The sequence below is a fragment of the Rubricella aquisinus genome (genome assembly GCF_014199445.1).
In the GTDB taxonomy this organism is placed as follows: Bacteria; Pseudomonadota; Alphaproteobacteria; order Rhodobacterales; family Rhodobacteraceae; genus Rubricella; species Rubricella aquisinus.
On sequence record NZ_JACIJS010000005.1, the window covers coordinates 85,759 to 97,983 of the forward strand.

13 protein-coding genes and 1 tRNA gene are annotated in these 12,225 nt (G+C 61.1%); 7 read left to right on the forward strand and 7 right to left on the reverse strand.

From position 1 onward, the window contains the following. Window positions 1-145: 145 nt before the first annotated feature. A complete protein-coding gene (locus FHS89_RS16260) occupies window positions 146-712 on the forward strand; it encodes a site-specific integrase (protein ID WP_246413724.1) in 567 nt (188 codons plus the stop codon). Window positions 713-737: 25 nt separating this feature from the next. On the opposite strand, the gene FHS89_RS09030 is transcribed toward FHS89_RS16260, so the two are convergent. From FHS89_RS09030 to tgt, 4 genes are all read right to left on the reverse strand, one after another. Beyond that, window positions 738-813, reverse strand: a tRNA-Val gene (locus tag FHS89_RS09030). 13 nt (window positions 814-826) lie between these two features. After that, window positions 827-1,168: an HU family DNA-binding protein gene (locus tag FHS89_RS09035; RefSeq protein WP_184010838.1), complete on the reverse strand. Its 342-nt coding sequence runs from the start codon at window positions 1,166-1,168 to the stop codon at window positions 827-829. Window positions 1,169-1,252: 84 nt separating this feature from the next. After that, the gene (lon, locus tag FHS89_RS09040) at window positions 1,253-3,649 is read right to left on the reverse strand and encodes an endopeptidase La (protein ID WP_184010840.1); all 2,397 of its coding nucleotides are present in this window, start codon (window positions 3,647-3,649) and stop codon (window positions 1,253-1,255) included. Between the two features lie 158 nt (window positions 3,650-3,807). Beyond that, window positions 3,808-4,938: a tRNA guanosine(34) transglycosylase Tgt gene (tgt, locus tag FHS89_RS09045; RefSeq protein ID WP_184010842.1), complete on the reverse strand. Its 1,131-nt coding sequence runs from the start codon at window positions 4,936-4,938 to the stop codon at window positions 3,808-3,810. Window positions 4,939-5,146: 208 nt separating this feature from the next. Between tgt and FHS89_RS09050 the strand changes: the two genes are divergently transcribed. Both FHS89_RS09050 and FHS89_RS09055 read left to right on the forward strand, forming a co-directional pair. Next, window positions 5,147-5,506 (forward strand): SUF system Fe-S cluster assembly protein, encoded by a 360-nt coding sequence (locus FHS89_RS09050; RefSeq protein WP_184010844.1) that lies wholly within the window; start codon window positions 5,147-5,149, stop codon window positions 5,504-5,506. Between the two features lie 11 nt (window positions 5,507-5,517). Then, window positions 5,518-6,069 (forward strand): sugar O-acetyltransferase, encoded by a 552-nt coding sequence (locus FHS89_RS09055; RefSeq protein WP_184010846.1) that lies wholly within the window; start codon window positions 5,518-5,520, stop codon window positions 6,067-6,069. On the opposite strand, the gene FHS89_RS09060 is transcribed toward FHS89_RS09055, so the two are convergent. Then, window positions 6,059-6,832 carry a helix-turn-helix transcriptional regulator gene (locus FHS89_RS09060; protein WP_184010848.1) on the reverse strand — a complete coding sequence of 258 codons (774 nt, stop codon included), beginning with the start codon at window positions 6,830-6,832 and terminating at the stop codon, window positions 6,059-6,061. The two genes, FHS89_RS09055 and FHS89_RS09060, sit on opposite strands and share 11 nt — an antisense overlap. Window positions 6,833-6,940: 108 nt before the next feature. Here FHS89_RS09060 and FHS89_RS09065 point away from each other — a divergent pair, with 108 nt between their 5' ends. From FHS89_RS09065 to tpiA, 3 genes are all read left to right on the forward strand, one after another. Then, a complete protein-coding gene (locus FHS89_RS09065; protein WP_184011287.1) occupies window positions 6,941-7,297 on the forward strand; it encodes a HesB/IscA family protein in 357 nt (118 codons plus the stop codon). Beyond that, window positions 7,290-7,622, forward strand: coding sequence for a YbjQ family protein (locus FHS89_RS09070; RefSeq protein WP_221229353.1), 333 nt, complete (start codon window positions 7,290-7,292; stop codon window positions 7,620-7,622). Before FHS89_RS09065 ends, FHS89_RS09070 begins: the two co-directional genes overlap by 8 nt. Before the next feature lie 66 nt (window positions 7,623-7,688). Next, a complete protein-coding gene (gene tpiA / locus FHS89_RS09075; protein ID WP_184010850.1) occupies window positions 7,689-8,420 on the forward strand; it encodes a triose-phosphate isomerase in 732 nt (243 codons plus the stop codon). A gap of 42 nt (window positions 8,421-8,462) precedes the next feature. On the opposite strand, the gene FHS89_RS16435 is transcribed toward tpiA, so the two are convergent. Continuing rightward, the gene (locus FHS89_RS16435) at window positions 8,463-10,148 is read right to left on the reverse strand and encodes a DUF6456 domain-containing protein (protein WP_343051397.1); all 1,686 of its coding nucleotides are present in this window, start codon (window positions 10,146-10,148) and stop codon (window positions 8,463-8,465) included. A gap of 188 nt (window positions 10,149-10,336) precedes the next feature. On the opposite strand from FHS89_RS16435, the gene FHS89_RS09090 reads away from it, so the two are divergent. After that, a complete protein-coding gene (locus FHS89_RS09090; RefSeq protein WP_184010854.1) occupies window positions 10,337-10,603 on the forward strand; it encodes a DUF6477 family protein in 267 nt (88 codons plus the stop codon). Here FHS89_RS09090 and FHS89_RS09095 read toward each other — a convergent pair whose 3' ends face one another. Further along, the gene (locus FHS89_RS09095) at window positions 10,604-12,145 is read right to left on the reverse strand and encodes a trimethylamine methyltransferase family protein (protein ID WP_184011290.1); all 1,542 of its coding nucleotides are present in this window, start codon (window positions 12,143-12,145) and stop codon (window positions 10,604-10,606) included. Window positions 12,146-12,225 lie beyond the last annotated feature (80 nt).

The following is a 12,225-nucleotide window of genomic DNA, read 5'->3' on the forward strand; positions in this document are numbered from 1 at the left end:
GGTTTCATCGGGCCGAAAGCTCGGGACCGTCCATACCGAACTCGGGCATCTTCGGAGTGCCCTGCGGTGGGCTGTGAAAACACGGCTGATCCCATTCGCACCTCACATAGAAATGCCCCCGAAACCGGACAGCGATGTTAGGCCCATGACCGATGCGCAGATGCGTGCTCTGATCGAGGGATGTAATTCGCCTCACATCAAACTGGCCGTGATTCTGCTTTTGGCGACCGGCGCACGGGTCAGCGCGATTCTAGATCTGACTTGGGACAGGGTTGATATGGAGCGCGGCGTGATTGATCTGCGGCTCCCAGACGGCGTCACCCGAAAAGGCCGAGCCGTGGTTCCCATGAACCAAATGGCCCGCGCAGCCCTGCAGACGGCCTATCCCGCGCGCCTCACCAGCCACGTCGTGGAATGGTCCGGCAAGCGGGTCCATTCGATCAAAACCGGATATCGCAGCGCCCTGAAGCGAGCGAAACTGGACGCAGTAAACATCCACCAGATCAGGCACACGGTTGCTGTTCGCCTACTCTCTGCAGGACACCCGATTGAGATGGTGTCGCAGTTCCTCGGACACTCCAACACGGCCATCACGTACAAGACCTATGCCAGGTTCATGCCGAGCCATTTACAGGGCGCGGCAGACATCTTGAACTTCGATAGGTTCAGTGAACCAGAAACCAATTCGTACATGCGTTTGGCTTCAAAATAAAACGCCTATTTTTCAGTGCGTTAAATGGTGGGCGGTGAGGGGCTCGAACCCCCGACCCATTCGGTGTAAACGAATTGCTCTACCAGCTGAGCTAACCGCCCCTGAGCGGGACGTTTACGCGTCCTTTTCAGCGGGATCAAGCGCCGTTTCGCCATCATCCTCATGAACGGTGTTTTTGTTCAGAGCCACGCGGTAAACCATTTTGGGGTTCTCGCTATCGGCGCGCTGAACCTGCACCTTGATCTTGCCCAAGGTGGGATAGGCAATCTCTTTCCCATCCAACAGGCTGCTGTGGAGATACCCAAACGCGGCATCAAGCGCCTCACGCACGTCGCGCTTTTTCAGGCCCGTGGCCTGCGACACATGATCGACGATATCCTTCTTGCGACGGACAGAAGACTCCTCCCCCGCGTCGGCTTCGATATCTGCAACGATGTCCTGTTCTGCTTCGGTCACACTCTGCCTCTTGCAAATGAAATCACGCCCCCAGTGGGTTTTACACCGGGGGCGCGTGAGATGCGAGTCTTCGTGACGGTCACGTTAGTGTGCAATTTGCCCTGACGGGGCGCCCGGCTCGGATTGGGCGGCAGCCAGCGCCATTTCCTCGGTCCAGTCTACGGGTTCCGGTGCGCGGGTCAGCGCGACCTTCAGCACCTCCGTGACCGACGCGACCGGGATCAGGTCCAGCCCGTCCTTCACATTGTCGGGGATATCCGCCAGATCCTTGACGTTATCCTTAGGGATCAACACCGTCTTGATCCCGCCGCGCAAGGCCGCAAGCAGCTTTTCCTTCAACCCGCCTATGGGCAGCACGTTGCCGCGCAGCGTGACCTCACCGGTCATAGCCACATCGCGGCGCACCGGAATTTGGGTCAGCACCGACACGATAGAGGTGACCATCGCGATCCCGGCACTCGGGCCATCCTTTGGCGTCGCCCCTTCGGGGACGTGGACGTGGATATCCACCTTCTCGAATGTGGGCGGTGTCACGCCCAATTCCGGGGCCTTGGAGCGGACATAGGAGCTTGCCGCGTCGATGGATTCCTTCATCACATCGCCGAGCTTTCCTGTGGTTTTCATCCGGCCCTTGCCCGGCAGGCGCAGCGCTTCGATGGACAACAGATCGCCGCCCACTTCCGTCCATGCCAAGCCGGTCGTCACGCCGACCTGATCCTCGTCCTCCGCGAGACCGTATTTGAACCGCTTGACGCCGAGCATATCGGGCAGGCTGTCCTCGGTCACCGTCACGGCTGTCGCCTCTTTCTTGACGATCTTGGTGACCGCCTTGCGCGCGAGTTTTGCGATTTCGCGCTCAAGGTTCCGCACGCCCGCCTCACGGGTATAGAAACGGACCACCGCGGTCAGCGCCTCATCGGTGATGGAAAATTCCTTTTCCTTCAGGCCGTGGTTTTTGCGCTGTTTGCCGATCAGATGCTGTTTGGCGATCTCCGCCTTTTCATCCTCGGTGTAGCCCGCGAGCGAAATGATCTCCATCCGGTCCAGAAGCGGGCCGGGCATGTTGTAGGAATTCGCCGTGGTCAGGAACATCACGTTCGACAGGTCATATTCGACCTCCAAATAGTGGTCAGAGAACGTGGCGTTCTGTTCCGGGTCGAGCACTTCCAACATCGCGGATGCCGGATCACCCCGAAAATCCTGCCCCATCTTGTCAATCTCATCGAGCAGGATCAGCGGATTGGTCGTTTTCGCCTTTTTCAGCGCCTGAATGATCTTACCCGGCATGGAGCCGATATAGGTGCGCCGGTGACCCCGAATTTCGGCTTCATCGCGCACACCGCCAAGGGAGATGCGGATAAATTCGCGCCCCGTCGCTTTCGCCACGGATTTGCCAAGGCTGGTCTTACCCACACCCGGCGGACCGACAAGGCACATGATCGGGCCTTTCAGCTTGGTGGAACGCTGCTGCACGGCAAGGTATTCGACGATGCGTTCCTTCACCTTTTCAAGGCCATAGTGATCGGCATCGAGCACCGCCTGCGCCTTGTTGAGGTCTTTCTTCACGCGCGATTTCGTGCCCCACGGGATCGCCAGCATCCAATCGAGATAGTTGCGCACCACGGTGGCCTCAGCCGACATGGGCGACATGTTTTTGAGCTTTTTCAGCTCGGCCTCGGCCTTTTCGCGGGCTTCCTTGGAGAATTTCGTCTCCGCAATCTTGGCCTCGTATTCGGCGGCGACATCCTCCCCGCCTTCCCCATCGCCAAGCTCCTTCTGAATGGCCTTCATCTGCTCATTCAGGTAATATTCGCGCTGGGTGCGCTCCATCTGGTTCTTGACGCGGGATTTGATCTTTTTCTCCACCCGCAGGACGGAGATTTCGCCCTGCATCAGGCCATAGATTTTCTCCAGCCGCTCCGCGAGGTCGGCTTCTTCAAGGATCTGCTGCTTTTCCGCGATCTTGGCATTGAGGTGGCCTGCGATCGTATCGGCGAGCTTGGCCGCGTCCTCAATCTCCGCCACCGCAGAGATGACTTCATCGGGGATGCTGCTGTTCAGCTTTGCATAGGGTTCAAAATCGGTGCGCACGGCGCGCGCCAAAGCCTCCACCGTCGCGGGATCGACGGGCGCTTCTTCGATCAGGGTCGCGTGGGCCTCGAAATAGGCGTCATTCTCGACAAAATCGGTGATCTGCGCGCGCTGTTTGCCCTCCACCAGCACTTTCACGGTGCCATCGGGCAATTTCAGCAGTTGCAGCACATTGGCCAGCACGCCGAAATGGTAAATCTCATCAACCTTGGGATCATCCGCGCCCGGATCGCGTTGGGAGGCAAGCAGGATCTGCTTGTCCGCGCGCATCACTTCCTCCAGCGCCTTCACAGATTTCTCGCGCCCGACAAACAGCGGCACGACCATCTGGGGAAACACGACAATGTCGCGCAATGGCAGCACGGGGAAGGTTTGACTGCTCTCACTCATGTATTTGGTCCTTATCCTAGCAGGATGCCCGGCCCCGCAATCGGCAGCCCCGCATCCCCTCATCATGGAGGTATCAGGTGGGGTCGCCCGTCCGGGGTGTCAAGCGACGTCACCTCGCATGGTGGCGAAGGATCAAGAGGCCTGCAAGCAGATAGGCCCTAAACCGGCTCGAAATCCCCCGCCGCCCGCTGCGCGTGGAACTCCGCGACGAAGGCATCCAGCGCGCCCGCCGCAATCGCGCCCCGCAGACCAGCCATCAATTCCTGATAATAGTGCAGATTGTGCCATGTCAGCAGCATGGAGGAGATGATCTCCTGCGCTTTGAACACATGGTGCAGATAGGCGCGGGAATAATTCGTGCAGGCCGGGCAGGTGCAATCGGGATCAAGCGGGCGCGGATCCTCCGCGTGGCGCGCGTTCTTGATGTTGATCGCACCCCGCCGGGTCAGCGCCTGCCCGGTCCGGCCGGACCGGCTGGGCAGAACGCAGTCAAACATATCGACCCCGCGTTGCACCGCGCCCACGATGTCATCCGGTTTGCCCACACCCATCAGATAGCGCGGCTTGTCTTGGGGCAGTTGGCCGGGCGCATAATCCAGCACGCCGAACATCGCCTCTTGCCCCTCCCCCACAGCAAGCCCGCCAATCGCGTAACCGTCAAAGCCGATCTTTTGCAGGGTCGCTGCACTTTCACCGCGCAAATCCTGCTCCAGCCCGCCCTGCTGGATCCCAAAAAGCGCATGCCCGGGCCGATCTCCGAACGCCTCTTTCGACCGTTCGGCCCAGCGCATGGAAAGCTGCATGCTCTCCTCGATCCGGGTGCGATCCGCGGGCAGGGCCGGACATTCGTCAAAACACATCACGATGTCAGAGCCCAAAAGCCGCTGTATCTCCATCGACCGTTCCGGGCTAAGCATATGTTTCGAGCCATCCACATGGGAGCGAAACTCGACCCCTTTTTCGGTGAGCTTGCGCAAGGATGTCAGGCTCATCACCTGAAAGCCGCCGGAATCGGTGAGGATCGGGCGGTCCCAGTTCATGAAGGCGTGCAATCCGCCCAACCGCGCCATCCGCTCCGCCCCGGGGCGCAACATCAGATGATAGGTGTTGCCCAAGAGGATATCGGCCCCGGTCGCGCGCACGCTTTCGGGCATCATCGCCTTGACGGTTGCCGCCGTGCCCACGGGCATGAAAGCGGGTGTGCGGATATCGCCCCGCGCTGTGTGCACCACGCCGGTGCGCGCCGCGCCATCTTTGCCGTGAATGCTGAATGAAAACCGTTTTATCATTCCATGCCCTCGCTGATCTCAACCGGGGCATATCCGCTCGTCCGATCTGTCACAAGGTGCAGCCCCGTGCAGTCTTCTTTCTATAAATACCTCGCCCGTGCGGCAGCACGCATCTCTCAACACGGATGAGAGGATTGCCCAGCCTCTCTTTACGGCTGGCGACATAAAACCTATATGTTCACTCAGGAATACGAGCCGGAGCAAAGCCATGACCGCAGACAGCCCGATGGAGGGCGCGCCCCTCATCCAACCATCCAGCACCGATCATCCGCTTTATGAGGATGTGGTTGCGGCCTGTCGGACGGTGCATGACCCCGAAATTCCTGTAAACATCTATGACCTTGGGCTGGTCTATACCATTGATATTGATGCCGAAAGCAATGTCGGCGTGATCATGACACTGACTGCACCCGGCTGCCCTGTGGCAGGGGAAATGCCCGGCTGGGTCGCTGACGCGATCGAGCCGCTTCCCGGCGTCAAAACCGTGAACGTAGAACTCGTTTGGGAGCCGCCCTGGGGCATGGAAATGCTCAGCGATGAGGCCCGTCTCGAACTCGGCTTCATGTGAGCCAACCCGCCATGACCGAAAAAGAGAAGATGATCGCGGGCGCGCTGTATCGCCCCGGCGATCCTGAACTCGTCGCGGATCGGGCGCGTGCGCAATCTTTGATGCGGGACTATAACGCTACGATTGTCAGCGACGGCGCTCTGCGCGCACCCATCCTCGACGCGCTTTTGGGCAGTCGCGGGCCAGATTGCGCGATCCGCGCGCCGTTCTTTGTGGATTATGGCTATAATATACACCTCGGGACTGAGGTGTTTTTCAACTATGGCTGTGTGCTTTTGGATGTGTGTCCGATCACGATTGGCGACAAAACACAGATCGGGCCGCAGGTGCAGATCTATGCCGCCGACCACCCGCGCGATGCGGACAGCCGCGACAAGGGGTTGGAGAATGGCAAACCGGTCACCATTGGCTGCAATGTCTGGATCGGGGGCGGCGCGATCCTCCTGCCCGGTGTGACCATTGGCGATGATGCGGTGATCGGTGCCGGGGCCGTGGTCACGCGCGACGTGCCCGCAGGGGCCACGGCGGTGGGCAATCCCGCGCGGGTGATCGCTAAAGCGTGATCAGCCCCCGCGCCATCGCGATGGCCAAAGCCTGCTCCCGTGTGGCAGCACCCAGTTTGCGCCGCGCGGATTTCAGATGCGCCCGGACGGTCACCTCCGCAATCTGCAAAAGGTCAGCAATCCGCGCATTCATGTGACCCAGCGCCAGCAGGCGCAGCACATCACGCTCCCGATCCGACAACCGCTCCACTTTCGCCAAACCGTCCTGCGTGGCGTAAAGCAGCGTATCGGCCGCACCCGCGTCCCCCAGATGCCCAGGGCCAAACTTTCCGGCAAGAAGCGCCATTGCCGTGCGCAAAATCACGTCCTGATCGCCCGCAAGGAAGTCATCGCGCGACAGGTCCGAGGTCAGGTTCACCAGCCGCCCGACGCCCTCTTTCGGGCCGGCAAATGGTTGGCAAAAGATCGTGGCATATCCAGCGGCCCGCATCCCGTGATCCAATTCCCAAGCGCGCCGATCCTCCGCCGTGTCCCGCGCCATCTGACCGAGCGCCATCTCCATCGAGGATGCACCCTCCCGCAGGCCGGCCACGACCGGGTCCACCTCGTAAAAGCCCTCTCCCACATAATCGGAAAGCCACTGGTCCTGCATTGAACTGCGCATCCAAAGGATTTCACCGGTTTGTGTGACCGCATCCCCCAGATTGACCGCCGTCACGCCATAGCGCGCGAGAACCTCCATCGCCTGCGCCCAGCCATCTGGCGTGGGCGGGATCGGAGCAAGCGCGTCGATCAGGTCAGCGATTTGATTGGCCAATGTCATTCTGCGCCCAATGATGCCGCAGTGTTTCGTTCCGCGCAACGGAGCTTCTCTTGTCCTTTCGGGGTAAAAGCCTTATCTTTTTGTCAGGAAATAGGAATGAGGCGAGACATGTTCTCCATCCCCGGCAAACAGGCCGTCACCATGACGGACAAGGCGGCGACGCAGATTCGCAAGCTCATGGAGCATGGCGGCAAATCCGGCCTGCGCATCGGCGTGAAAAAGGGCGGCTGCGCGGGCATGGAATACACCATGGATTATGTGGACAGCATCGACCCGCTGGATGAGGTGGTGGAGCAGGATGGCGCGCGCGTCATGATCGCCCCCATGGCGCAGATGTTCCTGTTCGGAACAGAGATCGACTATAAAACCACGCTTCTGGAAAGCGGGTTCGAGTTCCGCAATCCCAATGTCGTCGATGCCTGCGGCTGCGGCGAATCGATCAAGTTTGCCGATCAGGATGCATGACATCATTCTGACCACCACGCCCACCATCCCCGGGCGTGAGATTGAGCGGGTGATTGACATCGTCACTGCCGAAAGCGTGCAGGGGATGAACATCATCCGCGACACCTTTGCCTCCATCACCGATATTTTTGGCGGGCGGTCGACCACGACCGAGAATGTGTTGATCGAGGCGCGGCAGGATTGCCTGCGCGAATTGCGCCAACGGGCCGCCGCGATGGGCGCGGATGCGGTGGTCGGTGTTGATCTTGATTATTCGGAGTTTCAGGGCGGTGGCGGGATGCTCTTCCTCGTGGCCTCCGGCACAGCGGTCAAGCTGCGACCCTGACGGGCTTGCGCTTATCCGCGGCACTCGGTTTAACAGGGCAAACCCACCCTACCGAAAGGACGCATCATGGCCGCGCCCCGCACGCTGATCGCTGGAAACTGGAAAATGAACGGGCTGAACGCGGCCCTTGCCGAGGTGACGGCCCTGCGTGACGGTTTGTCCGCACCAAATTGCGACATCCTTTTGTGCCCGCCCGCAACCCTGATCGCCGCCATGGCGGAGGTCGCGGGGCCCATTATGGTCGGTGGGCAGGATTGCCATGCTGCTGCCTCGGGCGCGCATACTGGTGATATCGCTGCTGAAATGATCGCGGATGCCGGGGGTGCTGCTGTCATCGTCGGCCATTCCGAGCGGCGCACCGATCACGCTGAAACCGACGCTCAGGTCAAGGCAAAGGCGGAAGCCGCCCACCGCGCGGGCCTCATCGCAATCGTCTGCGTGGGAGAGACAGAGGCGGAGCGTGACGCGGGCCGCGCACTTGACGTCGTGTTGGGCCAGACCGCAGCGTCCATGCCCGACGGGGCCACGGCGGAGAACACCGTTATCGCCTATGAGCCTGTTTGGGCCATCGGCACCGGCCGCACCCCAACGCTCGACGATATTGCGGAGATGCACGACGCCCTACGCGCCAAAACGGCAGAACTGACCGGGTCGGACGCGATGCGCCTGCTGTATGGCGGGTCGATGAAGCCGGGCAATGCGGCGGAGATTCTCGCCATTGAGACCGTAAATGGCGGTTTGGTCGGCGGCGCATCACTGAAGGCCGCCGATTTCGGGGCGATCATCGCCGCAGCGTGATCGCGTGTCGCCCGAAGCGGAGCACTGCTTCGGGCCTTTAGATCAGCCAATCAGCTCTTTTGCCTGCGCAACCCATGCGTCACGAAGGGGGCGATCCTTGAAGGAGGTCATCCCTTCGCTCAGCGCCGCGATCTGTGCGTCCGTATATTCGGCAAGCTGGGCGACGGTGAACAGGCCAAGCGTGTTCAATTCCGCCTGAAGCTTCGCCCCGATCCCCTTGATCCGGGTCAGGTCGCTGTCAGCGGCGGTTGGTGCGGGCGCTGCTTCTGGCGCAGCGTCGGGGGCGGGTGCGGGTGCGGCGACGGTTTCCGCGACGGCTTCAGCCGTCTCCTTCGCCACGACTTCGGCTTCTTCCACCGGGTCTTTCACCCGCGTGGTGGCTGCTGGCATCGGGGCGCTCACGGCGGGCGCGTCGGACTGGAGCGACCAGAGTTTCGCCGGGCGATAGGCCACACCCATCAGCGGGGCCACTGGCGCAAAGCTCAGCCAGTATTCCAGCAGGGTTTCGTCCTTTTGCGGCAACAGGGCGGCCGCGTCGAAAGTCATCATGTGCATCATGGGTCCGTCCAATCGGAAATGTTGCGATGCACCAATATAACGCGCAAAGTTGTGCGCCGCAACATTTCCCTTTGTCGCAGGCCTAGCCCGGCATACGGTTGCCGTAATGGGTGGCCAAACGGCCGAGCGCGATTTCAGCACCACTTTGCCGGACCGGGCGGACCAACCGAGGCGCTTTTCAGCTGTCTCCATCCCTTCCAGAAAGCAGCAGCAGCGCAGCGCAATATCCGACAGCCCCGGCCCAAGCGCGGACAGGGCGTTGCCCACAGCCTCCCGCGCGGCGACGGGGCCAGAGAGCGTGTTGCCGCCCTGCGCCGCACTGCCCGGCGTGGCGACGGTTAGGAACCGTTCCCAATTCTGCGCCACACGCGGACCCATCTGCGCCCGCTCGAAGTCATCACGCAGCATCTCCCCGGCGGCGACCTCCTCCATGCTGAGGAACGGATCACCTGCTTTACCCACCCGGCGAGCAAGCGCGCCAAGGGGGCTTTCGGTCAGATTGATGCGGTGTTTCTGATCATGGCCCGCCGCGTCCTTCATCACCACATCCGACAGGGTGCTGTGTTGCGCGGTGAAGGCATCATCCTTGCGCGCCACACGGGCGCGGTCATCCTCTGCCAACATCCGCTTGAGCGCCGCGCGCCCGACCGAGGTGATCTTGTATTGCAGAACGCGACCCTTGCTGGTGCAGGAAATCCATTCATTGAGCGCGAAAGCCTCCGCGATGCGGGTCTCCAGCACCCCGATCCGCAACGGGCGCGCCTGCCCCGCGGCCTTCAGCACCACGGCATTTTCCATACCCGGTGAGACCGCTAGAAAGGCGCCTGTTTCCGACAGACGCCGCAGGATCCGCTTGGCTTCCTTACGGACCAGCGTTTCGTCGGGGGTCGATTTCGTCCGGGTCTTGGTCACCATGTCACAGATCTCCTGATGGGAAAGGTCGGTCTTGTTGAGAGGGGTTTGCGCGCCATAGCGGCTGAGGCCGCCATCAATGAGATGATCATCACGCTCTGCTTCGATCCGCTGGATTCGGCGGGAGATCGTGGAGGCATGCACGCCAATCGCGCGCGCCAGCCCCCGGATCGGAATGCCCAATAAAACATGGGCGATATAGCACTCGGTTGCTTGCGCAAGGGAGGACGGAAGGTGGGGGGAAGCAGGGGTCGTCACACGTCAGGCTTTCACAAAAACAAATTTAGTAAAATTGTTTTAGTAGCCAATCGTTACGAATAACTTAAGCAAAGTTGACACCTGTCAAATCGAATTGACACCGCGCGCAGCAGACCGAAATCACGCAACACCCCCAGCGCGCGGGGCACACTCGGACCCGTTCACCCTGACCCGAGGAGCCATTGTTCATGAAGCACTACATCCCCGCCCTTCCCCAAACCGAGCAGTCCCCCGCCGCCCTGCGCCGCCCCCGTCTGTTGGTGATGGCGGCCCGCAGCCTTGTTCAGGCGCAACGGCCCGCCGCGCAAAAACACTCGCTTGCGCGGATCGTGGCAAATGAGGCTGATTTGGAACAGGCCCGCCAGCGCAAGAATGCAGGGTATCGCGCAGAGACGCATATCCGCGCCCTTGCCGCCCTGATCCTCGCGATCAAAGGGGCCAATGCCCCCGGTTGATCAACCGAACGCGTCGGGTTCCTCGCCCTTGCGCCGCGCCACATATTCAGCGAGCGCCCCGGCAATGGCCGGGTCGAGGGTTGGTTCGATATATTGCTCCAGCAGATGCTGGACCCGCGCCGCCGCCAGATCGGCGGAGGACCGTGATCCCTCATCGGCCCATGTCTCGAACGGTTTGTAATCAAGCACTTCGGTGCGCCAGAACGCATCCTTGAAATTCGCTTGGGTATGGGCGCAGCCAAGGTAATGGCCCCCCGGGCCAACCTCGCGGATCGCGTCCATCGCCTGACCGTTTTCAGAGATATCGACGCCAGCTGCAATCGAATGCAGCACGCCCAACTGATCGGCATCCATCACGAATTTCTCGAAGGAGGCGACAAGCCCCCCTTCCAGCCAGCCGCAGGCATGGAGCATGAAATTCACGCCCCCCAGCAATGCCGCGTTCAGCGTGTTGGAGGTTTCATAGGCCGCCTGCGCATCCAGCAATTTGGAGCCGCACAACCCGCCACCGGACCGGAACGGCAGGTTCATCCGCCGCGCAAGCTGCCCCGCGCCATAAAGGATTTTGGACGCTTCGGGCGTACCGAATGTCGGCGCGCCAGAGTTCATGTCGATGGAGGTCACGAAAGCCCCGAACACAACCGGCGCGCCCGGCTTGACCAATTGAGAATAGGCGATACCCGCCATCGCCTCTGCCAGCACTTGTGTCAGCGTGCCGGTGACGGACACCGGCGCCATCGCGCCGCCCACGATAAAGGGCGACACGATGCAGGCCTGCCCGGCCTCTGCATAGACCTCAAGCGCACCCATCATCACGGAATCGAACGTCAACGGAGAGTTCACGTTGATCAGCGAGATCATATAGGGGCGGCTCAACTCCTCTTCCTGAAAGAGGATCTTGCACATCTCGACCGAATCCCGCGCGCGCACCGGATCGGTGACAGAGCCCATGAACGGCTTGTCCGACAGGGTCATATGCGCCTCAAGCATGTCGAGGTGCCGTTTGTTCACCGCCACATCCGTCGGCTCGCAGACGGTGCCGCCTGAATGGTGCAGCCATTTCGACATATAGCCGAGCTTCACGAATTTGCGGAAATCTTCCATCGTGGCATAGCGGCGGCCCCCATCAAGGTCGCGCACGAAAGGCGGGCCATAGACCGGGGCGAGCACGAGCGACTTGCCGCCAATCTCCACGTTCCGGTCCGGGTTGCGCGCATATTGGGTAAAGGACGCGGGCGCGGTTTCACATAGTTTGCGCGCCAGACCGCGCGGGATATGCACCCGCTCCCCCAGCACGGTGGCACCCGCCGCGCGCCAGCGATCCAGCGCCTCGGGATTGTCGACAAAGGCAACGCCCACCTCCTCCAACACCGTTTCGGCGTTGGCCTCGATGATCTCCAGCGCTGCGTCGGAGAGCATGTCGTAATTGGGAATGTTCCGTTGGATCACCGGTGCACAATCAATGCGGTGCGTCGTGCGCTCCGCGCGCCGCGCAGCCCCACCCCCGCTGCGCCGACCGCGCCGTTCTGCCCTTGGTTCCATCGCATCCATTGCCGCCACTCCGTGCAGTATTCTTGTTGGCGCCGACAATAGCGCCGGGCGGCGCGAAACCGGAGAGGATT